This window comes from Streptomyces sp. NPDC006368, assembly GCF_040612535.1.
Taxonomy (GTDB): Bacteria; Actinomycetota; Actinomycetes; order Streptomycetales; family Streptomycetaceae; genus Streptomyces.
On sequence record NZ_JBEXQK010000056.1, the window covers coordinates 1 to 21,544 of the forward strand.

The window sequence follows — 21,544 nt, forward strand, 5'->3', positions numbered from 1 at the left end:
CACCACTCACACACTCCTTCCCTACCCGACGCTCGTCCGATCTGCACCGGATCCGGCCGCACCGACCGGTGGCCCGGCCCTCCGCGCCCGGCTCCGGATCCGGCCGCACCGACCGGTGGCCCGGCCCTCCCGAAGTCCGCTCCCCTAGACGACGGCGGACGTCTCCCGCCACAGCCGCACCAGGCGCTCGTCACCGGTGACGGTCACGGCGTCGGCCGGCAGCCGGTTCCACAGCATCGCGTAGAGCCGCTCGGCCGGCCCGCTCAGCTCGCAGTCCGCGTCACCCCCGCCGTCCCTGGTCGTCCGCGCCGGCTCCGCCGACAGCCGTACGGTCCAGACGTCACCGGTGTCCGTCGCCCGTACGCGCAGGACGCCCGGCTCCGGAGTCCGCACCCGGCTCTTGTCCCGGGCGTGGAACCCGCGCAACAGCTCGTCGATCCCGTCGGCGGCCGTCTGCGCGCCGACCGGCCCCGGTCCGGACGGTCCGAGCGCGAACTCGGCGTCCAGCCGGTGCACGGTCGTCTCGTGCGTCTGGCGCCGCGCCCAGAAGGCGCGCGGCGAGGGCGCGGGCAGGAACGTCCAGCACTCCAGGTCGTCGGGCGCGTCGGTCAGCACCGCGACGAGGATGCGGTGCCCCTCCCGGAACCACTCCAGCAGCTCGTCCCCGTCCACGGCGGGCTCACCGCCGATCGGGCGGTAGGTCCGGTGGCCCTCCATGACGAAGGCGGTGGCCCACCGGTGCACCGCGCCGGTGTGCCGCAGCAGGTCCCGTACCCGCCAGCCGGAACAGGTGGGCACCGGCGCGTCCGTACCGGCCTTCCCGGCCGCCTCGGCCAGCAACCGGCCTTCGCGGGCGAGGGACGTGATGTGTTCGGAGATCTCCATGCGGGGATTCTGTCAGCGCCCGCCGACACCGTGCCCGGCATTACCGTGCCCAACTCGGCCGAGGAGCCAGGGTGTTCGGCGCCGCGCGCCCGCCGCCCCCATCGTCTCCGGACGTCACCTCCCGGGCGCCGCGTTCCGCGCCGCGTACCCGATCACGGCCGCTCCACCGGCCAATAGCGCGACCGTCGTCAGCGCGACCGGCAGCGAGAACCAGTCGGCCAGGAACCCGATCGCGGGCGGCCCCAGCAGCATCCCGCCGTAACCGAGCGTGGACGCGGCGGCCACCCCGGCCGGCCCGGCCAGCGCACCCGCCCTGGCGACGGCGACGGGGAAGATGTTGGCCAGCCCCAGGCCGGTCACGGCGAAGCCGAGCAGCGCGAGCCACACGGTCGGCGCCAGGGCGCCCAGCAGCATCCCGGTGGCGGCGGTCGTCCCGCCCGCGACCAGCGTGCGGGTCTGCCCGAGCCGCTGCAGCAGCGCCGTACCGGACAGGCGCCCGGCGGTCATGGCGAGTGCGAAGAGCGCGTACCCGGCCGCGGCCACGCCGGGGTGCGCGTCCAGATCCTGTTCGAGGTGGAGCGCGCCCCAGTCGGCCATCGCCCCCTCGCCGTACGCCGTGCACAGGGCGATCACCCCGAAGACCGTGACCAAGCCGCGCGCCCTGCGGTCGAGGCGACCCCCCGCGGGCCTGCGGCGCCCCTCGGACTCCTCGGCGGGCAGGGACTCCGGCGGCACGGGGCACGGATGGCGCAGCAGTACGGGACCGGCCGCGGCGGTCAGCAGCAGGCCGGCGACCGTGAGGCCGAGCAGGTGCGCGGTCGGTGACAGGCCGCCGGCGACCAGTCCGCCGAGCCCGGCGCCCAGCATGCCGCCGAGGCTGAACGCCGCGTGGAAGCTCGGCATCACCGGGCGGCGCAGCGCCGCGACCAGGTCCACGGCGGCGCTGTTCATGGCCACGTTGATACCGCCGTACGCGGTGCCGAAGACGAGCAGGACGAGCCCGAGCGAGAGCGCCGAGTGGGTCAGCGCCGGCAGCGCGATGCTCAGCGACAGCAGGACGGCGGCGGTCACGGTGACCGGGTGGCTGCCGAAGCGGCGGCAGAGGCGGCCGGTGAGCGTCATCGTGACGACCGCGCCGGCCGATACGCCCAGCAGGGCGAGCCCGAGATCGCTCGGCGAGGAACCGGTCTGCTCCTTGATCGCGGGGATACGGACCACCCAGCCGGCGAAGAGGAAGCCGTCCAGGGCGAAGAACAAGGTCAGGGCGGTGCGGAGGCGGGGCAGGGAGCGTTCGGCGGTGTCCCCGCCCGATCCCCCCGGAACGGCCGTCCGTAGTTTGTTTAGGTGCGGCACAAACTCAGGATAGGGGCCGCCCGGGTCGGCGTACAAGCCGCGTACACGGACCGGAGCGCGGACGTACGGGCGCGACAAAGGCCGGGCCCCCGGGACGGGTGGCCCGGCCGGAGGGTCGCGGGAGGCTTACGGCCTGTTGCCCTTCGGCTTGCCGCTCTGAGCCGGAGTGCCGTGCGGCGGCGGGCTCATGGGCTGGGGCGAGGTCGCCGGGGAGACCCGCGAACCGCCCCGGCCGCCGCTCGCCTGCTCGGGCCGCAGCGCCGTGGGGTCACCGCCCGACGGCGTGGCACCCTGATCCAACTGGTGCTTACGGGCCGTCAGGACCTGGACGACCATCGCGCGGTCGGCGTGCTCGTGCTCGTAGTGCAGCAACTGATTGAGCTGCTCGGTGTCGAGCGCCCGGATGCGGTGCTCCAGCGTGCCGACGGACAGCTGGTCGTAATCGGGCAGCGGAAGTCCGCCGTGGTCGGTGGTGCTCATCCGGATCCTCCCTGGATCTCGTCGACGGTCGCGTCGACCGTCTCGTGAACGTCGTCGACGGCGTGCTTGTCCAGCGAGGCACGCACCAACGCGGCGGCCAGCGCGGGCACTTCCGCCTTACCGACCAGACCGGCCAGCTCGCCCCGGTCCGTCGGCAGGCCCAGCCGCCTCGCGCCGTCCAGCGTCCTGCCGTCGAGGTACGGCGCCAGTTCCGGCCATACGCCCTGGGCCTCGCGCAGGAAGATGTCCGTACCCGCCGGGCCGATCCCCGGCATTTCCTGGAGCAGCGCGCGCAGCCGGTCGAGGTCGCCGCCGGCCTTCTCGCGCATCCGGCGCAGGTCGCCGCCGTACGCGTCGAGGACCAGCTCCGCGGCCTTGCCCAGCTGGGTCGCCGTCCGTTCGTCGTACCGCCGGTAGCCGCCCTCGCCGAGCGCGTCGACCCGCTGCTGCCAGGTCGCGTCGCGCATGTGCCGCGCGTCCCGCATCCCGGCTGCGAACAGGGCGCGCGCCGCCGCGACGGCGACGTCCGCGCGGATGCGGGCGCTCAGCAGATGGGCCAGGACCAGCAGCTGGTACAGCGGCTGCGGGGTGTCCTCGAGGTGGATCCCGGCGTCCTCCGCGTACGTACGCCCCTGCCCGTCGAGCAGCGCCCGTACCGTCGCACCGGTGTCGGAGCGTGACATGGAACCTCCCGCGCCTCGGGCAACTCCGCACCTTGCGTCAGCCACCCGCAGTACCCCTCCACGACCGGCCGAAACAGGAGGGCGGGCCGCCCGCGCGCGGGATCATGGGAGACTCGCCCCCATGAACGGCAAGGCGACCACGACCCGATCACGGCTGGACAGGGGCCGCAGCGCGCTCGGCCCCGCGCTGGAGCTGGTGCACACCGGCCGCGCGCCCACCCGCGCCGTGCTCACCGCCGAGCTGGGCGTCACCCGCGCCACCGCCGGCGCCGTCGCCGCCGAACTCGAAGCCCTGGGCCTCATCCGCGTCGACTCCCGCCCCGGCGCCGCCGCCGGCTCCCAGGGCCGCCCCTCGCACCGGCTCACCGTCGACGAGAACGGCCCCGTCGCCCTCGCCGCCCAGGTCCACGCCGACGGCTTCCGCGCCGCCCTCGTCGGCCTCGGCGGACGCGTCGTGGCCACCGCGCCCGGCTGCGTCACCGTCACCGCGGACCCGGCGCAGGTCCTCGCGGCCGTCGTCGAGGCGGGCGCCGCGCTGCTGCGCGAGAGCGGGCGCCGCTGTGTGGGCGCCGGGCTCGCCGTTCCCTCCGCGGTCGCCGAACCCGAGGGCACCGCCCTCAACCCGCTGCACGTCGCCTGGCCCGCCGGGGCGCCCGTCCGCGACATCTTCGCCGAGCAGGTGCGGGCGGCGGGCATCGACGGCCCCGCCTTCACCGGCAACGACGTCAACCTGGCCGCCCTCGCCGAACACCGGCACGGCGCCGGCCGCGGCGCCCAGCACCTGCTGTGCGTCGCCACCGGGCACCGCGGCGTCGGCGGCGCGCTCGTCCTCGACGGGCGGCTGCACACGGGCAGTTCGGGCCTCGCCCTCGAAGTCGGCCACCTCACGGTCAACCCCGAGGGCCGCCCCTGCCACTGCGGCAGCCGCGGCTGCCTCGACGTCGAGGCCGACCCGCTCGCCTTCCTCACCGCGGCCGGCCGCGTACCCGGCCCCGAGGTGTCCCTGCTGCAACAGGCCCGCGACCTGCTCCGCGCGGAGGCCGGCGACCCGGCCGTGCGGACCGCCACCGAGGAGCTCATCGACCGCCTCGGCCTCGGGCTGGCCGGACTGGTCAACATCCTGAACCCGGACCGGATCATCCTGGGCGGCCTGCACCGCGAACTGCTCGCCGCCGACCCGGAGCGGCTGCGCGCCGTCGTCGCCGACCGCAGCCTGTGGGGCCGCAGCGGCGGCGTCCCCATCCTGGGCTGCACCCTGGACCACAACAGCCTCGCCGGCGCGGCCGAGCTGGCGTGGCAGCCCGTCCTCGACGACCCGCTCGCCGCGCTCGGCAAACCGCACGCACCCGTCGCCTGACGCCCCCGAGCCACCGGAGCGGCTGCCCCTCGTACCGGCCCCGCCCCCGGGGCGAACGCCCGCGGGCGGATCGCCCTCGGTTCCCGCTCCACCGGCGCCGTGCCGCGATCGCCGCTCCGGCGGGACCGTACGGACGAGGGCACCCCGCTCACCACTGCCCGCCCACCGCGGAAGACGTGGACCGCTCCCCGCGTGGCAGCCGCGATGCCGCTCCCGGTACGACGACGGGGGTGCCCTCCCGGGGGACCCTCGGAAGCAACACCCCACGCCTCCGAGGAGCCGACCGGGATGAACACCCTCGTCACGACGGGCCGGGCCCGTGGATCCTGTTCTTCCGCTGTTCCGGAAAGAACAGTTCGGCCGCACGGCCGTGGCGGTAGGTGACCGGACGGAGCCGCCGCGCCCCGGCCCGCCCGGTCAGCCCGCCACGGTCGACCGGGCGGCCCTCGCCGCGGATCGTTCGGGTACCGTCTCGACCGGCTCGAAGGGAACCGGCTCGGTGAACGGGCCGCTGGTGGCCGCCCCGTAGACGGGGAGGGGCGGGATCGTCATGGATGTGGTGGACGGTGCCGGGAGGGTGAACCAGACGACCTTCCCCGAGTCGCCCTGCGGCCGGACGCCCCAGCTCTCGCTGAACGCCTCTATGAGGGCCAGGCCGCGCCCCGACGTGGAGAGCGGATCGCCCGTCGCGACCTTCGGAACCGTCGGCAGGCGGGGGTCGTGGTCATGGACCGAGACCGTCAGCCGGTCGAGGAGCAGCTCGATCTCGACGGTGCACACCTTGTCCGGCTCGGCGTGCTGGTGAACGTTTGTCAGCAGCTCGGTGACACCGAGCGCGGCCTTCTCGATGAGACTGTCGAGATTCCAGTAGCGCAGTTGCGCCGACACGATTCTGCGGACCTGTCCGATCCGCGACGGCAGGGCTTGGAGCTCTACCGTGCACTGCCTGCTTGCCTGGCTGATCACGGCTGCGACTCCCCGAAATGAGGTCCGGAAGACGACGGAGATCGGATCCAGTGGATGGCTGGCTGTTTCGTCCGGCGGGCTGGATCGCAGCGTGACCGCCGGTGCACCCTGAGTAGCGATGTCAAACCAGCGTGAACCACAGGTGAGCGCTCCGCAACTCGTATGCGCTGTCGGCCCGCTCGTTCCCCGCCGTCACGTCTGGCGCGCGCGTGTCAGTTCCTGGCGCCGCCGGCCCTGTGTACGGCCTCCAGGAAGCGGCCGGCCGTCGCCGTCGCCGTCCCGTCCGGCCTGCGGCTGCGCTGACCCATGGTCAGCCGGTACCGGTGACCGTTGAGCGTCGTCACCATGGCGCCACCGCGCCCGGCGAACCACGGCCTGCTCGCCCTGACCGCACGCACCGGCGCACTGTCGATCACCCGGCCGTAGCTGGTGAGCAGCGCCAGCCTGCCGTCCTTGATCAGGACCTCGCCCGCCCTCGTCAGTGAGCGCGGCCACCGCTCGATCCGTACGCCCGTGGCGCTGAAATCAGGGTCAGCCATGACTTTCCGCCCCCTTCGCGCTGATTCCGGTCCGGTCAGTCTGCACAAGTGCGCGCCCGTACACCAGGGCGCGTGGCCGGACGTTCCCCAAGCGGGCCCTATAGGTCATCAAAGGCAACGTTTGCGCAGGTGAGGCGGGTATGTTCAAGGAGGGAAGCACAGGGAGAGCAGACGAGGAGTGGCGCGCGTGAGCACGGTTGAGCAGGCCGGGACCAGTGATGTGGACCGAAGCGATCCCGAGTACCGGACATGGCTGAAAGAAGCCGTACGGAAGGTCCAGGCCGACGCCAACCGGTCCGCCGACACCCATCTCCTGCGGTTCCCGCTGCCCGAACGGTGGGGCATCGACCTCTACCTCAAGGACGAGTCCACCCACCCGACCGGCAGCCTGAAGCACCGCCTGGCGCGCTCCCTCTTCCTGTACGGCCTGTGCAACGGCTGGATCCGCCCCGAAAAGCCCGTCATCGAGGCGTCCAGCGGCTCCACCGCCGTCTCCGAGGCGTACTTCGCGAGCCTCATCGGCGTGCCGTTCGTCGCCGTCATGCCGCGCACCACCAGCCACGAGAAGATCCGCCTCATCGAATTCCACGGCGGCCAGTGCCACTTCGTCGACGATCCGCGCACGATGTACGACGAGGCCGCGACCCTCGCCGCCGAGACCGGTGGGCACTACATCGACCAGTTCACGTACGCGGAACGGGCCACCGACTGGCGCGGCAACAACAACATCGCCGAATCGATCTACCAGCAGCTGCGGTTGGAGCGCTATCCGGAACCCGCCTGGATCGTCGCCACGGTCGGCACCGGCGGCACGTCGGCGACCATCGGCCGCTACGTGCGCTACATGCAGTACGACACCCGCATCTGCGTCCCCGACCCCGAGAACTCCTGTTTCTTCGAGGGATGGACCACCGGCAACGCCCTGGCCGCCAGCGACTGCGGCTCCCGCATCGAGGGCATCGGCCGGCCCCGTATGGAACCCAGCTTCGTCCCCGGCGCCGTCGACCGGATGATGAAGGTGCCCGACGCGGCGAGCGTCGCCGCCGTACGGGCTCTGGAGAACGCCATCGGCCGGAAGGCGGGCGGCTCCACCGGAACGGGCCTGTGGAGCGCGCTGAAGATCGTCGCCGAGATGGTGGCACAGGGCCGCACGGGCAGCGTCGTCACGCTCATCTGCGACCCGGGGGAGCGGTATCTGGACAAGTACTACTCCGACGAGTGGCTGGCCGAACAGGGCCTGGACATCGCCCCGTACAGCGCGGCCGTCGACGAGTTCCTGCGCACCGGCGTCTGGCCGGAGTGAGGCCCGTCAGCCCCTGAGCAGACCGGTCAGCGTGCGCCCGAAGACCAGCCGCCCCGCACGGGTCAGCACCGCGTCGCACGCCCGCGGCAGCCCGCGTACGCGCAGCTCCTCCGTCCACGTCACCGCCGCCCCGGCCGGGGTCGCGCGTACGGCGATCTCGGCCCATCCGAGGACCACCCGGCCGCGCTTCTCCAGCCGGCACCGCCCCTCGGCCCGGCCGGGGGCAGGCGGCTCCCAGCGCACGACCTCCATCGGGTCGTCGAACGTGAACCGGCCGACCCCCGTGCGCGCGCTGATCCGGCTCCCGGCCCGCGTCGCGCCGGCGGTCACCACCGTCACCCGCGTCAGCGGCACCCCGGCCCCGTGCGCCGGCCAGTCGGTCACCCGCCGCCACGCCTCCGCGACCTCCAGCGGAGCGGTCCGCTCAACCCGAAACACACCCACGCCCCGATCCTAGGCCGCCCGCACCCCGCAAGGGCCTCGTCCGGGGCGGTCGGATGCCGCGCCGCACGAGGCCCGGGTGGTGGGCCCGGTACGTGCGGGCACCGTCGTCGGCGTCCCCAGGGCTCGACTCCTCGGGGCCGGCGTGCCGCCCCGGTGCGCGGTCCGACCGCGCTCGACCGCCGATCCCCTGCGGGGACGACCCCGCACGGTCCCTCCCCGCGCGGCCCCGCTCAGCCCTCGTCCTCGCCCGCGACGAGCAGGCCCGGCAGGTGCTCAGCCATCTGCGCCCGCGCCTCCGGCGAGAGCCCCGCGTCCGTCACCAGGTGGTCGACCTCGTCCAGGCGGGCGAACGAACTCAACCCCACCGTCCCCCACTTGGTGTGATCGGCGACCACCACCACGCGCCGCGCCGAGCGGATGAAGCGGCGGTTGGTCTCGGCCTCCGCCAGGTTCGGCGTGGACAGGCCCGCCTCCACCGACACGCCGTGCACCCCGAGGAACAGCACGTCGAAGTGGAGGGAGCGGATCGCCTGGTCGGCCACGGGGCCGACGAGCGAGTCCGACGGCGTACGCACCCCACCCGTCAGGACCACCGTCGCCGCGCCCGGCCGGGGCGCGTCCCCCGAGGTGCCGCGCCGGGCGGTGTGGAACACGTCGGCGACGCGTACCGAGTTGGTCACCACCGTCAGGTCCGGCACGTCGAGCAGGTGCTGCGCCAGTACGTACGTCGTCGTGCCCCCCGACAGGGCGATGGCGCTGCCCGGGGCCACCATCGCGGCGGCGGCCCGCGCGATGTCCTCCTTCGCGCTCCGCTCCAGCGTCGACTTCGCCTCGAAACCCGGCTCGTGCGTGCTCGCCTCGGCCACCGGCACGGCCCCGCCGTGCACCTTCGCGATGGCGCCCTGGCGCGCGAGCGCGTCGAGATCGCGGCGGACGGTCATGTCGGAGACGTTGAGCCGACGGGTGAGTTCATTGACCCGCACCCCGCCGCGCCGCCGGACCTCGTCCAGGATCAAGGCGCGCCGCTGCTCCGCGAGGAGGTTGTGGTTGTCGCTCACGGCAGGGGCCGGTCCTTCCACGTCGTCAACACCGCTGGCCAGGGCTCCTCATCCTGCCACGCGCTTCCCGGCCCGGAACGGCGGGGAGATTACGTGAGAGCCATGCGCCGGGCCGTGTCCGTGGACGATTCTTGTCACGCGCGTCCCGACAGCCCTCCTCCTCACCCAGAGAGCGAGCCCCCGAAGTGCCCCCTGCCTCCCCGCAGCCCACCGGTCCCGGCGCCGCGCTGGAACTGCTCGTCCACGGCGTCGGCGGGACCACCCCTCAGGAGATGCTCGACGACCCGCGCACCACCCGGGTGACGGGCGACAGGACCGCCGCCATGTACCGGCGTACCGTCGACCTGCACGCGGAGAAGGACCCCGAGCGGTTCCGCCACGGCCCCGTCCCGGAGGCGTACTGCTGGTGCAACCTCACCTCCGGCAACGGCTCCCGCGCCCTGTGGCTGCTGCTCCTGCCGTTCATGGTGGTGAACCTCGCGCACTGGATGCGGCCACCGGCCGAAGGACAGGCCGCCATGGTCCGGCTGTACGGCGTGCTGGTGCGGCTCGTCGCCCTCACCCTCACCGTGCTGCTCACCGCCGCCGCCTGCGAGGTCGCGCTGGACCTGACGGCCTGGCAGTGCGCCGGATCGGCGCGCTGCGCCGAGGAGCGGTCCTGGCTGGGCTTCCTGTCCGTCACCCAGGGTGGCTGGTGGGCGCAGCCGGGCCGCCGACTGGCGCTCGCCGCGCTGGTGCCCGCCGCGCTTGTCGGGCTCCTGTGGTACCTGTCCAACCGCACCTGGAGCGCGTACGAGGCGCAGCGCCCGCCGCGCGGCGGGCAGGACGTCGACGCCACCCCCGACGCGCGGCTGCGCCCCGCGCTCGGCCGGCCCGGGTTCTGGTACGGCCGCCGGCTCGTCGCCAGGCTGCGCGCCGCGCACACCGCCGCCGGGTTCCTCACGGTCGCCGCGGCGGTCGCCGGCGCCGCCGCCCGGTTCGACCGGGACGGGGGGAGCACCACCCGCGAGGTGCTGGGCCGGGCCCTGGAGGGGGCCTTGTTCGTGGGGGCGGTGACGGTGGTGTGGGTGGTGTGCCGGCGAGGCCGCAGCGAGAGGCGGCTCGACAACCGGGTCGACCGTGCTCTCGTCACCTGGCTGCCGGGCGGCTCGCTGGCCCTGCTCGCCCTCGCCGCCCTGTACGCGGCCTGGTCCCGCCCCGTCTGGCGCTCCACCGGCACGCTCCCCGGCGACACCGCCTTCAGCGTCATCACCGTCGCGCAGGGCACCCTCGTCCTGGCCCTCGCCGTGGTCGCCCTGCGGCTCCACCGCCGCACGCCGTACGCCCGCACCACCCGTACCGTGCTGTACGGGCTCGGGGGGCCCGCCGTCGCCATGCTGGCCTGCGCGCTCGGCGGCGTGATGACCGGGGGTATCGCCCAGCGCGTCGCCGACTGGCTCGACGGCCCCGCCACGCCCGGTACCGGCCACGGCCCCATCATCGGCCCGCCCGGGCTGCTCAGCTGGCAGGCGTCCGTCATCCCGGTGCTGCTGCTCCTGCTGCTCGTCCCGCTGCTCGTGCTCGCCGTCCGTACCGCGCACACCGCCCGCCGCCTCGCGCCCGTCGTGGAGGCCGAGTACGAGGGCGAGCAGCCGGACGCCGTCCGTACCCGCCGTATCGCCGCCGTCCGCGCGCGGGCGGCGCTCACCGACGCGGCCCCGGTCGTCGTCGGCATCGTCTCCGGCGCCACGCTGCTCCTGGGAGCGGGAGCCGTCGCCGGGTCCTGGCTCAGCGGCACCGTGCCCGGCAAGGCGTTCACGGGCATGCACCCGGTCATCGAGAGCGTGGCCGAGTCCGCCCAGGCGCTCGGCTCCTGGCTGATCGGCTTCGGATTCATACTGTTCGTCACCTGGGGCCGGCGCGCCTACAAGGACCCCTCGGCCCGGCGCACCATCGGCATCCTGTGGGACGTCGGCACCTTCTGGCCGCGCGCCGCGCATCCCTTCGCCCCGCCCTGCTACGCCGAGCGTGCCGTCCCCGACCTTGCCTGGCGCATGTCGTCGTGGACCGGCCGCACCGGCGGACGCCTCGTCATCTCCGGCCACTCGCAGGGCAGTGTGCTGGCCGCGGCGGCCGTCTGGCAGCTCCCGGCCGGCACCCGCCGCCGGGTCGCGCTGCTCACCTACGGCTCACCCCTGGAGCGGCTGTACGGGCGGTGGTTCCCGGCGTACTTCGGCCCGGCGCCGCTGGCCGCCCTCCACCGCGAAGTGCACTGCTGGCGCAACCTGTGGCGCCGCACGGACCCGATAGGCGGCCCGGTCAACCTCCCCGCCGAAGGGGGCAAGCCCGAGGTGGACCACAAGGCTCTGCGGGACCCGGTGGTGTACGGCCGCACCGACGAACACCCGCTGCCCGAACCGGTCCTGGGCCACTCCGACTACCAGGCGGACCCGGTCTTCGCCAAGGAGCGCACCGTCCTGCTCGACCGGCTGCCGCCCGCCCTTCCGCTGCCGGTTCCCCCGCAGCGTACGGACGAGGCCTACGGCAGCTCGGGCAGGTCCTCCGGGTAGAGCAGGGTCAGGTCGTCGGTGCTCGTCTCGGCGAGCCCGGCGACCCGTCCCGCGTGCCGCTCCACCATCGACTCGAACGTCTGCCGCGCGGTACGGCCGTTGCCGAAGGCGGGGCCCTTGGGCAGCTCCGTGAAGTACTTCAGCAGCGCTTCCGCAGTCCCCGTGCCGAGGCGGTACTCGTGATCGTCCGCCTGCTGTTCGACGATCCGCACCAGTTCGGCGGGCGCGTAGTCGGGAAAGGCGATGGTGCGTGAGAAGCGGGACGCCACACCCGGGTTGACGGTCAGGAACCGCTTCATCTCGGCGGTGTACCCGGCGACGATCACCACGACCGCGTCGCGGTGGTCCTCCATCAGCTTCACCAGCGTGTCGATCGCCTCGCGTCCGAAGTCCCGCCCCGAGTCCTCGGGGGACAGGGCGTACGCCTCGTCGATGAACAGCACCCCGCCCCGCGCGCGGTCGAACGCCTCCTGGGTGCGGATCGCGGTGGACCCGATGTGCTCGCCGACCAGGTCCACGCGGGACACCTCGACGAGGTGCCCGCGCTCCAGCACTCCCAGGGAGGCCAGGATCTCGCCGTACAGCCGGGCGACGGTGGTCTTGCCGGTGCCGGGCGAGCCGGTGAAGACCAGGTGGCGGCGTACGGAGGCGGCCTTGAGCCCGGCCTCCTGGCGCCTGCGGCCGACCTCGATCATGTTGGTGAGGGTGCGGACCTCCCGCTTGACGCTGTCGAGGCCCACCAGGGCGTCCAGCTCCCCCAGGACGTCCTGGGAGCTGCGGACGGGCTCGGACGGCGGTACGGCCACGGGCGGCGCCTGGGCCGGGACGCGGGCCGCGACCGTGCCGAGCACGCCGCCGCCGGCCGGCTGGAACGCGGTCGGTACGGGGGCGGGGACGTCGGCCAGGGCACCGTGCACGCCGCTCTCGTCGCTGGTGCAGTCCTCGGTGACGGGCCGGTCCTCCCCGAACTCGTACCCACCGCGCGCACACCGCTCCGTACGGCACCGTCTCAGGGTCGTACGGCAGCCGTCCATGACGTGGAAGCCGTACCCGCCGCTGCCCGTCACCCGGCAGCCGTGGAAGGTGCCGCGGCCCTCCGCCGAGACGTAGAAACCGGCCTCGGCGGGGGAGGTGACCGTGCACCGTTCGACGGTCGGATCGGCACCCTTGGTGACGATGACACCGGTCTGGACCGCGTCGATGGTGCAGCCGCTCAGCGTGCCGCCGCTGCCGTGGTCCCGGAACCAGGCGCCGGTCGACGCCTCCCGGATCCGGCAGTCGTCCAGCTGCGCGGTCGCGCCGTCGCTCACCGACACCGCCGTGTTGCGCACCTGGGACAGGTCGCTGTCCACGACGTCCACGCGGGAACCGCGGTCGAGCACGAACAGCGCGTCCGGCACGTCGTGCACGCGGCAGGAGTCGAGGACGGCGGTCGCGCCGTCGGAGACCCACACCGCCGGGTAGTCACCGGTGCTGTCGTGGATCTCGCACTGGTTGGCGTCCACGCGCGTGCCCGGGTCCCACACGGACAGCCCGTTGCGCCCGAACCGCCGCACCGTCGAGCGGGTCAGCGTCAGCACGGCCCGCGAGCGCAGGTCGACCGCGTTCTCCGGGACGTCGTGGATGTCGCAGTCGGACAGGGTGAGGACGGCGTCGGTGTCGAGGGTGACGCCGTCGGCCGACGTGCGGTGCACCGACGAGTCGGTCAAGTGCGCCGTGCCGCGCCCGGTGACGTGGACACCGCTGCCCTTGATCTCGTACACCTCGCAGCCGATCGCCTCCAGGCCGCTGCCCTCACCGGTCACGGACAGGCCGGCGCCCACGGTGTGGTGGACGCGGCACCGCTCCAGCCGTGGGTGCGCCCCGCCGCGCACCGAGACGCCCGACTGCCCGGCCGAGACGATCTCGCACTCCTCGAACACGCCGCCCGCGCCGTCCAGCACGCCGATCCCGACGCCCGCCGGATTGTCGACGGTGCAGCGGCGCACGGTGGGCCGGGCAGCGCCCCGGACCTCCACGCCGGCCGCCGAGCGGGTCACGATCCGCAGGTCCAGCAGCTCGGGCGTGCCGTCCTCGATCAGCAGTGCGGGCGCCGAGGTGTCCTGGCCCTCCACGTGCAGGTCCTGGAGCGTGGCCGAGGCGCGGACGGTCAGCGGCACGCCGTCGGGGGGCGCGATCCGCACGGAGCCCGACGTGCCGTCCGAACCGCGCAGGGTGACCGCCCGCCGCAGGACCAGGTTCTCCCGGTACGTACCGGGCGCGATGGTGAGGACGTCACCGTCCCCGGCGGCCTCCAGGGCGGCGGCGAGGGAGGCGTACTCGCCCGTGCGGCGCCGCCACCGCGATGTGCCGGTGTGCGTCACCTGGACCGTGCCCTGTGCCATGGTGCTGCTTAGCCCCCCACCTCGTCGTGCGCCGCTGCGTTAACGATCGCACCACCGTAGCGCGCGCGGCGGGGCGGAGTTGACGGGTCAGCTGTCCGCCCCCGTTCTGCCCCAGTCGGGACCGGCCCGGGCCCACTCCCGGTCCAGGCGCGCGTACCGCCGTCGTGTCAGCCGCCGTACGACGAACCGCCGGACCCCCTCGACGACGCCCATCGCCGCGACCGCGGCGCCGATCCCGGCGAGCACACCGTGCTCACGTGCGGTGTCCGCGTCCATGGGGCGGTTCACCGGCCTGCCCCGGTCGTCGGTCCAGACGCGGAACGTGTCACCGGGGTCGGCGCTGTGCCGCGCGGTGGTCACCACCCCGGTCCGCCGGGTGCCGTCCGGCGCGGTCCAGGCCGCCAGGACGGACCTGCGCATCCGGTGGTCGGCGGCGGCCTCGGCATCGTGCGGGGCGGCCTCGCTTCCGCGGGCGGACCCCAGCACCTCGGCCGTGACCAGGTGGCGCTGCTCCCGCTGGATCCGGACCGTCTGCTGGAGGGAGGCATGGGCCGCCGCTCCGGAGAACCAGCCGACCGCGGGAGCGGCGAGACACATCAGCACCAGGGCGGCGAACGCCACCCACGCCTCGACGAGATCCGTGGGCCGGCGCAGGGGATTGTGCCGCCAGCGCCAGAGCCCCGAGACTGCGCGCACCGAACCAGCACCCCCTTCCGTGCCCGTCAACGCGCGTACGGACCTCCCGGGTTCCCGTGCCGGTGCGGCTCATGCGCCCCGCGACCGGTTCCTACCGGTACCCGATCCCGACCGGGTCACCGACCCGCAGTGTCCCGGTGTGCTCCGGGACGAGGAGCTGGCCGAAGACCATCCGCCGGTCGATGAGGCGGTGGCGGGCGAGGGTGCGCAGCGGTTCCTTGCCGCGCCGGGCGGTGCGCTGGTCGGTGGTGGTCACGACGCAGCGTTCGCAGGGCTTGACGACGCGGAAGGACACCTCGCCGATCGCGATCCGGGCCCAGCCGTCCTCGTCCCAGGGCGCGGTGCCGTCGATGACGGCGGTCGGCCGGAACCGGTCCATGGGCAGGGGGCCCTCGTCCGGGTGGTCGCCCCGCGCGATGAGGTCGTTCAGGGCGTCGAGCGAGGCGGTGGTGGTGACCATCACCGGGTAGCCGTCGGCGAAGTTGACGGTTTCGCCGGGCAGGGCGTACTTGGGGTTGACGGGGCGGCGGTGTGCCGGGTCGTCCATGTGCACCAGCCGCACCTCCTGGCCGAGGTGGTCGCTGAGCCAGGCGTCCGCGGCGTCGCCCGCCGGTACGGCCTCCACCTTCGTACTGAAGATCTGCGAGACGACCACGTGCGACGGCCCGGGCACGGCGACGGTCAGCGGTTCGCGGCCGGCCCCGGACAACCGGATCCCCCCGTCCGGCAGCGGCTCGGCCGTGACCAACGCCAGTTGCGGGCGCTCGCGTTGGGTCACGGCCTTCGACGACGCGTCGATCACCATCCAGCGGTGGTCCCCGGCGAGCCCCCACGGCTCGACCACCGCCTCGGCGGGCGCGACACCGCCGAGCGACTTGACCGGTCGGATGTGCAGGGAGCGCAGTACAGGTGTCGGCATGGCCTCATCCTGCCAGCCGCTCCGCGCACGCCGTCGGTCAGTACCCGCCCTGGTAGGGGCGGTTGTACGGGTCCTCGTACGGGCCGGGAGCAGGCGCCGGGACGGGACGCGGCGCCGCGGGGCGCATCGCCTCGTACCCGGCGGGGACGGGGCGGGAGTACTGCGGGGGCTGCGCGCCCGGGTAGCCGCGCGAGACCGTCGCCTGTTGCGGGATGTACGGCGCGGGCGCTTGGTGGAGCGGGGCGGGCTGCGGGGCCGGCTGAGGGTAGCCGTAGGAGCCGCTGTAGGAGCCGCTGTAGGAGGAGGTGGGCTGGGAGTGGGCCGAGGGGAGGGCGGGCAGCGCCGCGGGGAGGGCCGGCAGGTAGCTGTTGGCGGTGTCGTAGGCGGCAGGCACTCGGATCGGGGCGATCTGAGGCGTGCCCCGCTCCGCGACGAGGGAGTCGTAGATCGGGGTGTCCGGGAACGACGGCGCGCCGTAGTAAGCGCCGCCGTAGGAGCGGGGGGAGGTCATGGCACATAAGTTAAGCGCACGATCTGCTTTTGGGGAGCCCGGCAAGACGGTTGTTTTCCGTGGGGGGAGGGGCTGCCGATGCGCAATGCGAGCGAACGCGGCAAAAAGGGGCGGCCTCGTTGGAAAAGCCCGAGCTGAGAGGGGGTTACCGACGGGTCTCCCGGAGGGTCGTGCCCGGGCGCGAGGCGGCTGCGGAAGGGCGCGGAAGACCACCCGATCAAGGTGGCGGATACATAAATCCCGTGCCGTGGACGGCGGTAGCGGGTGGGCATGTCCATGCTTAAAGGTGCCCGCAGCGCCAATGTCGTCGTGCCGGTGTCTTCGCATCGAATGGGCGATGACGTTCGGCGCCTGGTACCCCGGCCATGACGCGCCGGCCCTCCTCCTCGACCGGGAAAGCCCCGCCCCGCGGCGAGTTGCTCTTCTCGGCCGGCCCGCGCACGCCTCGCACGCGGTGTGCCACGAGCGCTCCTCCCACGGGCTCCGGCCGTCGCGCCACCGGCGGGAACCTCACCCATCCACCCGGACGGATGACCGACGCCCGCGCCCCTCACCGCTCCGGCGCGGCCTGCGGGCGCGGGTAGGTACGGCCCTTCCAGGCGGCCCCTCGCCCCCGATGGTGCTGCACCGCCGAATCGACCGTCATGCACAGGTAGAGGAGCGCCGTGAACGGCAGCACGGGCGCCAGCCACAGTGACTGGCGGTAGTAGCGGAGCATCGGGATGTACGTGCCCGTCATCACCGCCCAGGCGCCGGCCCCCAGCCAACCGGCCGCCGTATCGCCCGCGAACAGCCCCGCGCACAGGGCGACGGGCGGAGCCGCGTACACCACCGCGATCCCCGCCACCGTCCCGACCAGCAGCAGTGGTTGGTGCCGCAGCTGGGCGTACGCACTGCGGGACACCATCCGCCACAGATCGGCCAGTCGCGGATACGGCCGGACGCTGTCCACCCGCTCGGCGAGACCCAGCCAGATGCGCCCGCCGGCCCCGCGCACCGCCCGCGCCAGCGCCACGTCGTCGATCACCGCCTGCCGGATCGACTCCGGGACCCGCGCCCGGTCCGCCATCCGCGCGCGCAACAGCACGCAGCCGCCCGCCGCCGCGGCCGTCCGGTGCCCCTCCGCGTTGATCCAGCGGAAGGGATACAGCTTGGCGAAGAAGTACACGAACGCCGGCACCACCAGCCGCTCCCAGCCACACGCCACCCGCAGCCGCGCCATCTGCGAGACCAGGTCCAGATCGTGGCTGGTGGCCGCGGCGACCAGCTCCCGGAGACTGTCGGGCTCATGGGCGATGTCCGCGTCCGTCAGGAGCAGATAGTCGGGGTCATGGGCGTCGTCACGCGCGCGTGCCAGCGCGATCCCGTGCCGCAGTGCCCACAGCTTCCCGGTCCAGCCGGGCTCGGGCGGCCCCGGTGACGTCACGATCAGCGGCAGCCCGCCATACCGCACGGACAGCGCACGGGCCAGGTCACCCGTACCGTCCTTGCTGCCGTCGTCGACCAGCACGATCCGCGCGGGGCCCGGGTAGTCCTGCGCCAGCAGCGACGGAAGGCTCACCGGCAGCACCGCGGCCTCGTCCCGGGCGGGCACCACCACCGCGACGGACGGCCAGCGGGCCGGGACCTCCCGCCGGGGCAGCCGCTGGTCCGTCCGCCAGAAGAAACCCTGCCCGAACAGCAGCCAGACCCACGCGACCGACGACCCCAGGGCGATCCACGCAATGGTGCTCATTCGTCGCAGTCTGCCCCACAACGACGGGAGCGCAAGGGTCGTCGGCTAGGGTGACCGGGTGAAGATCGCGCTCATGGACTCCGGAATCGGCCTCCTCGTGGCGGCCGCCGCGGTGCGCCGGCTGCGGCCGGACGCCGATCTGGTCCTCTCCTCCGACCCCGATGGGATGCCCTGGGGGCCCCGCACGACGGACTACGTCCAGCGGCATGCCCTCGCCGCTGCCCGCGCCGCCGCCGCGCACCGGCCCGACGCGCTCATCGTGGCCTGCAACACCGCCTCCGTGCACGCGCTGCCCGCCCTCCGCGCCGAGCTGGAGCCCGCCATCCCGGTCATCGGCACCGTCCCGGCCATCAAGCCCGCGGCGGCCGGTGGCGGTCCCGTCGCCATCTGGGCGACCCCGGCCACCACCGGGAGCCCGTACCAGCGCGGGCTCATCCGCGACTTCGCCGACGGGGTCCCGGTCACCGAGGTGCCCTGTCCCGGCCTCGCCGACGCCGTCCAGCACGCCGACGAGGACGGCATCGACCGGGCCGTCGCGGCGGCTGCCGCGCTCACCCCGCCCGACGTCAGGGCCGTGGTCCTGGGATGCACCCACTACGAGCTGGTCGCCGGGCGCATCCGTGCCGCCGTCCAGCCGGCCGGCCTGCCGCCCGTCGCCCTGTACGGCTCGGCCGAGGCGGTGGCCGCCCAGGCGCTGCGTCGCATCGGGGCCCTCCCGGAACCGTCCGCCGCGCCCAGCGCGTCCCTCGCGGTCCTGCTCAGCGGCGACCCCGCCGGCCTGCCCGAGGCGGCACTGGCGTACGCGGAGGGCCGACTGCTGGCCGCGGTCGCGCCCGCCCCCTGACGACGCCGGCCCCACGCCCGCGTACGGAAGCCCACCGGTCCACCCACGGCCGCGCGCCCGCATGTGCTTCCTGTCGCCCGCAGGTGCTCCCTCGCGCCCGGGGAGCCGCGAACGCGGAGTGTGAGTACGCTGCTACGCATGAGGGACCACCCCCGCAACGAGCGACCGCCCGCGGACCCGGTGCCCGATACCTGGACCGGGCGTGCGACCAACCGCATCCAGTGGCTGCCGGCCGCCGCCGGTGCCGCCTGTGTGGCCCTCGCCGTCGAGCTGGCCGTCGCCTCCCCCTGGACGTCCGGAGTGGCGGCGCTGCTGATGGCGGTGGTCGGCTGCGTCGCGGCGGGGCTGCTGGTGCTCTTCGGCACGCTCGCGTTCGTCCATGTCGAGATCACGGTCGACCACCAGGCCCTGGAAGTGCGCTGCGGGCACATGGGCGTGCCGCGCCGCCGGATCCCGCTGGACCACGTCGTGGGCGCCGAATTCGCCCCGTCGGTCACCCCGCGCCAGTGGGGTGGCTGGGGCTACCGCTGGCGCCCGGAGATGGGCACCGCGGTGGTGGTCCGCCGCGGCGAGGGCCTCGTGCTGACCCTCGGGGACGGCCGCAGCTTCACGGTGACGGTCGACGACGCCGAAGCCGCGGTCCGGTTCATCCGCCACCGCCTGCACCGCCACCACCACACCGTTCCCTGAGCCCCGGACCGTCCGCCCCGCCGGGCGAGGGCGCCATCGCGGGCCCCGCCGACGGGTTCGGCGATCGCCGCGGGAGCCTGCCGCCGGCTCCTTGACCGCCCTCCCGTCCGCACCCCATCCCGCCGTAGACTCCGCACGTGAGCGCCACCATCACCACCGTCGACGACCTGCCCGCCCCCACCCCGGCCACCGAGGAGCGGCGGAGCATGCGGATCGCGCGACGGCTGGCCGGACCGGGAGCGGCGGCGCTGTCCGGAGTGCTGCTCCACCTCAGCTTCCCGCCCCGGCCCCTGTGGTGGCTCGCGCTCCCCGCCTTCGCCCTGCTCGGCTGGACCCTGCGCGGCCGACGCCCGAGGGCCGCCTTCGGCCTCGGCTACCTGGCCGGGCTCGGCTTCCTGCTTCCCCTCCTCGTCTGGACCGGCGCGGAGGTGGGCCCCGTGCCGTGGGTCGCGCTCGTCGCCGTCGAGGCGCTGTTCATCGCGGGCGCCTGCACGCTCGCCGCCGCCCTGTCGCGGCTGCCCGCCTGGCCGGTGTTCGCCGCCGCCGCGTGGATCGTCGGAGAGGCGGCACGCGCGCGTGTCCCGTTCGGCGGCTTCCCCTGGGGGAAGATCGCCTTCGGCCAGGCCGACGGCGTCTTCCTGCCGCTCGCCGCGGTCGGCGGCACGCCCGTCCTCGGCTTCGCCGTCGCCCTGTGCGGCTTCGGCCTGTACGAGGCCGCACGCGTCCTGCGCGCGTCCAAGGCGACCGGATCGCTGCCGCGCGGCCCCCTCGCCGCCGCCCTCCTCTCCGCCTTCGTCCCGGTCGGCGCGGCCCTCGGGGCGCAGCCCCTCGTCTCGGACGCCGCCCAGGACGGCACCGCCACCGTCGCCGCCATCCAGGGCAACGTGCCGCGCCTGGGACTGGACTTCAACGCCCAGCGCCGCGCGGTCCTCGACAACCACGCCCGCCGCACCGAACAACTCGCCGCCGACGTCGCCGCCGGTACGGTACCCGGGCCGGACTTCGTCCTGTGGCCCGAGAACTCCTCCGACCTCGACCCCTACCGCAACGGCGACGCCCGGCTCGTCATCGACCGCGCGGTCAAGGCCATCGGTGTGCCCACCGTCGTCGGAGCCGTCCTCACACCCGAGACCGGCACCCTCCGCAACACGCTCATCGCGTGGGACCCGGAGCGCGGCCCGGTCCAGACGTACGACAAGCGGCATGTGCAGCCGTTCGGTGAGTACATCCCCATGCGGTCGGTCGTACGGATCTTCAACAAGGACGTCGACCGGGTCTCCCGGGACTTCGGCCCGGGGCACACGGTGGGTGTCTTCGACCTCGCCGGCACCCGGGTGGGGCTCGCCACCTGCTACGAGGCGGCCTTCGACTGGGCCGTACGGGACACCGTCACACACGGCGCCCGGCTCATCTCCGTACCGAGCAACAACGCCACCTTCGGACGCAGCGAGATGACCTACCAGCAGCTCGCCATGTCGCGGGTCCGCGCCGTCGAGCACAGCCGTTCCGTCGTCGTCCCCGTCACCAGCGGTGTCAGCGCGATCATCCGGCCGGACGGCACCATCGTCCGGCAGTCCGAGATGTTCACCCCGGACGCCCTGGTCGCGCAGGTACCGCTGCGCTCCTCCCTCACCCCGGCCACCCGCCTCGGCACCCTCCCGGAGGTCGCCCTGGTGACCCTGGCCGCGGCCGGCCTGGGCTGGGCCGCCACCCGCGCACCGCGCGCCCGGCGGGCCGCGGGAACCGCTCAAGGGCGGGGCGTGCAGGGGATCCTCCAGGGTCGGGGGCATGGGAACCCCTGACTTCGTCCGGCCTCTCCGGGCCACCGCCGGCCACCAGCCCGCCACCACCGCCGTGCGCGAGGTGCTGGAGGAGACCGCCGGGAGTGCGTGACGGAGCGGGTCGTGCTCGTCGACGCCATGCGTGAGCCGGTCACCCAACCCGACGGAGACCGGTGCCAGTACCTGGACGTGACCTTCCGCTGCCGTGCCGTCGGCGGCGATGCCCGCGTCCGCGACGACGAGTCGCTGGACGGCGGATGGTTCCCGGTCGACGCGCTGCCGCCGCTGAGGGAGGCCGATCCGTTCCGGATCAAGCGGGCACTCGCGGACCAGCCCACATGGTTCTCGACCATGCCGTAGTCAACCG

Annotated in this window: 19 protein-coding genes and 1 pseudogene; 7 read left to right on the forward strand and 13 right to left on the reverse strand. The window is 74.2% G+C overall.

All coding sequences use genetic code 11. The features are described 5' to 3' along the window. Positions 1-144 precede the first annotated feature (144 nt). The 4 genes from ABZZ38_RS27770 to ABZZ38_RS27785 form a co-directional block, all read right to left on the reverse strand. Positions 145-885 (reverse strand): maleylpyruvate isomerase family mycothiol-dependent enzyme, encoded by a 741-nt coding sequence (locus ABZZ38_RS27770; RefSeq protein ID WP_356744840.1) that lies wholly within the window; start codon positions 883-885, stop codon positions 145-147. 114 nt (positions 886-999) lie between these two features. Next, the gene (locus ABZZ38_RS27775) at positions 1,000-2,238 is read right to left on the reverse strand and encodes an MFS transporter (RefSeq protein WP_356744842.1); all 1,239 of its coding nucleotides are present in this window, start codon (positions 2,236-2,238) and stop codon (positions 1,000-1,002) included. Positions 2,239-2,364: 126 nt separating this feature from the next. After that, on the reverse strand, positions 2,365-2,718 hold the full coding sequence (locus ABZZ38_RS27780) for a hypothetical protein (protein ID WP_356744844.1): 354 nt from the start codon (positions 2,716-2,718) through the stop codon (positions 2,365-2,367). Further along, positions 2,715-3,401 (reverse strand): endonuclease, encoded by a 687-nt coding sequence (locus ABZZ38_RS27785; RefSeq protein WP_356744846.1) that lies wholly within the window; start codon positions 3,399-3,401, stop codon positions 2,715-2,717. The genes ABZZ38_RS27780 and ABZZ38_RS27785 overlap by 4 nt, the downstream gene beginning before the upstream one ends. A gap of 121 nt (positions 3,402-3,522) precedes the next feature. Between ABZZ38_RS27785 and ABZZ38_RS27790 the strand changes: the two genes are divergently transcribed. Further along, a complete protein-coding gene (locus ABZZ38_RS27790; protein ID WP_356744848.1) occupies positions 3,523-4,758 on the forward strand; it encodes an ROK family protein in 1,236 nt (411 codons plus the stop codon). A 417-nt stretch (positions 4,759-5,175) separates the two neighbouring features. On the opposite strand, the gene ABZZ38_RS27795 is transcribed toward ABZZ38_RS27790, so the two are convergent. Both ABZZ38_RS27795 and ABZZ38_RS27800 read right to left on the reverse strand, forming a co-directional pair. Next, complete coding sequence (locus ABZZ38_RS27795; RefSeq protein ID WP_356744850.1) at positions 5,176-5,724, reverse strand: ATP-binding protein; 549 nt, start codon at positions 5,722-5,724, stop codon at positions 5,176-5,178. A 212-nt stretch (positions 5,725-5,936) separates the two neighbouring features. Next, complete coding sequence (locus ABZZ38_RS27800) at positions 5,937-6,263, reverse strand: hypothetical protein (protein ID WP_356744852.1); 327 nt, start codon at positions 6,261-6,263, stop codon at positions 5,937-5,939. A 187-nt stretch (positions 6,264-6,450) separates the two neighbouring features. Between ABZZ38_RS27800 and ABZZ38_RS27805 the strand changes: the two genes are divergently transcribed. After that, complete coding sequence (locus tag ABZZ38_RS27805) at positions 6,451-7,566, forward strand: PLP-dependent cysteine synthase family protein (protein WP_356744854.1); 1,116 nt, start codon at positions 6,451-6,453, stop codon at positions 7,564-7,566. A 6-nt stretch (positions 7,567-7,572) separates the two neighbouring features. On the opposite strand, the gene ABZZ38_RS27810 is transcribed toward ABZZ38_RS27805, so the two are convergent. Beyond that, entirely contained in the window at positions 7,573-8,010 is a 438-nt protein-coding gene (locus ABZZ38_RS27810) for an SRPBCC family protein (protein ID WP_356744856.1), read from the reverse strand. Positions 8,011-8,240: 230 nt separating this feature from the next. After that, complete coding sequence (locus ABZZ38_RS27815; protein ID WP_356744858.1) at positions 8,241-9,068, reverse strand: DeoR/GlpR family DNA-binding transcription regulator; 828 nt, start codon at positions 9,066-9,068, stop codon at positions 8,241-8,243. A gap of 185 nt (positions 9,069-9,253) precedes the next feature. Here ABZZ38_RS27815 and ABZZ38_RS27820 point away from each other — a divergent pair, with 185 nt between their 5' ends. After that, on the forward strand, positions 9,254-11,617 hold the full coding sequence (locus ABZZ38_RS27820) for a hypothetical protein (RefSeq protein WP_356744860.1): 2,364 nt from the start codon (positions 9,254-9,256) through the stop codon (positions 11,615-11,617). Here ABZZ38_RS27820 and ABZZ38_RS27825 read toward each other — a convergent pair. From ABZZ38_RS27825 to ABZZ38_RS27845, 5 genes are all read right to left on the reverse strand, one after another. Next, on the reverse strand, positions 11,587-14,001 hold the full coding sequence (locus tag ABZZ38_RS27825) for a right-handed parallel beta-helix repeat-containing protein (protein WP_356744862.1): 2,415 nt from the start codon (positions 13,999-14,001) through the stop codon (positions 11,587-11,589). The genes ABZZ38_RS27820 and ABZZ38_RS27825 overlap by 31 nt on opposite strands. Positions 14,002-14,088: 87 nt before the next feature. Next, positions 14,089-14,697, reverse strand: coding sequence for a hypothetical protein (locus tag ABZZ38_RS27830; RefSeq protein ID WP_356744864.1), 609 nt, complete (start codon positions 14,695-14,697; stop codon positions 14,089-14,091). A 91-nt stretch (positions 14,698-14,788) separates the two neighbouring features. Then, complete coding sequence (locus ABZZ38_RS27835; RefSeq protein WP_356744866.1) at positions 14,789-15,616, reverse strand: MOSC N-terminal beta barrel domain-containing protein; 828 nt, start codon at positions 15,614-15,616, stop codon at positions 14,789-14,791. A gap of 37 nt (positions 15,617-15,653) precedes the next feature. Further along, a complete protein-coding gene (locus tag ABZZ38_RS27840; protein ID WP_356744868.1) occupies positions 15,654-16,127 on the reverse strand; it encodes a DUF6643 family protein in 474 nt (157 codons plus the stop codon). A 550-nt stretch (positions 16,128-16,677) separates the two neighbouring features. Further along, positions 16,678-17,862 (reverse strand): glycosyltransferase, encoded by a 1,185-nt coding sequence (locus tag ABZZ38_RS27845; RefSeq protein WP_356744870.1) that lies wholly within the window; start codon positions 17,860-17,862, stop codon positions 16,678-16,680. Positions 17,863-17,920: 58 nt separating this feature from the next. Here ABZZ38_RS27845 and ABZZ38_RS27850 point away from each other — a divergent pair, with 58 nt between their 5' ends. The 4 genes and pseudogenes from ABZZ38_RS27850 (at position 17,921) to ABZZ38_RS27865 (ending at position 21,537) form a co-directional block, all read left to right on the forward strand. Then, positions 17,921-18,706: an aspartate/glutamate racemase family protein gene (locus tag ABZZ38_RS27850; protein ID WP_356744872.1), complete on the forward strand. Its 786-nt coding sequence runs from the start codon at positions 17,921-17,923 to the stop codon at positions 18,704-18,706. A 138-nt stretch (positions 18,707-18,844) separates the two neighbouring features. After that, positions 18,845-19,396 carry a hypothetical protein gene (locus ABZZ38_RS27855; RefSeq protein WP_356744874.1) on the forward strand — a complete coding sequence of 184 codons (552 nt, stop codon included), beginning with the start codon at positions 18,845-18,847 and terminating at the stop codon, positions 19,394-19,396. A 137-nt stretch (positions 19,397-19,533) separates the two neighbouring features. After that, a complete protein-coding gene (gene lnt, locus ABZZ38_RS27860) occupies positions 19,534-21,198 on the forward strand; it encodes an apolipoprotein N-acyltransferase (protein WP_356744876.1) in 1,665 nt (554 codons plus the stop codon). Next, a pseudogene (locus ABZZ38_RS27865) lies at positions 21,185-21,537 on the forward strand (NUDIX domain-containing protein). The gene lnt and the pseudogene ABZZ38_RS27865 overlap by 14 nt, the downstream one beginning before the upstream one ends. Positions 21,538-21,544 lie beyond the last annotated feature (7 nt).

Excerpts from the sequence above, each read along its gene's own strand:
- ABZZ38_RS27770 (WP_356744840.1), bottom strand. The coding sequence starts at position 885 with ATGGAGATCTCCGAACACATCACGTCCCTCGCCCGCGAAGGCCGGTTG.
- ABZZ38_RS27780 (WP_356744844.1), bottom strand. The coding sequence starts at position 2,718 with ATGAGCACCACCGACCACGGCGGACTTCCGCTGCCCGATTACGACCAG.
- ABZZ38_RS27785 (WP_356744846.1), bottom strand. The coding sequence starts at position 3,401 with ATGTCACGCTCCGACACCGGTGCGACGGTACGGGCGCTGCTCGACGGG.
- ABZZ38_RS27790 (WP_356744848.1), top strand. The coding sequence starts at position 3,523 with ATGAACGGCAAGGCGACCACGACCCGATCACGGCTGGACAGGGGCCGC.
- ABZZ38_RS27800 (WP_356744852.1), bottom strand. The coding sequence starts at position 6,263 with ATGGCTGACCCTGATTTCAGCGCCACGGGCGTACGGATCGAGCGGTGG.
- ABZZ38_RS27825 (WP_356744862.1), bottom strand. The coding sequence starts at position 14,001 with ATGGCACAGGGCACGGTCCAGGTGACGCACACCGGCACATCGCGGTGG.
- ABZZ38_RS27835 (WP_356744866.1), bottom strand. The coding sequence starts at position 15,616 with ATGCCGACACCTGTACTGCGCTCCCTGCACATCCGACCGGTCAAGTCG.
- ABZZ38_RS27840 (WP_356744868.1), bottom strand. The coding sequence starts at position 16,127 with ATGACCTCCCCCCGCTCCTACGGCGGCGCTTACTACGGCGCGCCGTCG.
- ABZZ38_RS27845 (WP_356744870.1), bottom strand. The coding sequence starts at position 17,862 with ATGAGCACCATTGCGTGGATCGCCCTGGGGTCGTCGGTCGCGTGGGTC.
- ABZZ38_RS27855 (WP_356744874.1), top strand. The coding sequence starts at position 18,845 with ATGAGGGACCACCCCCGCAACGAGCGACCGCCCGCGGACCCGGTGCCC.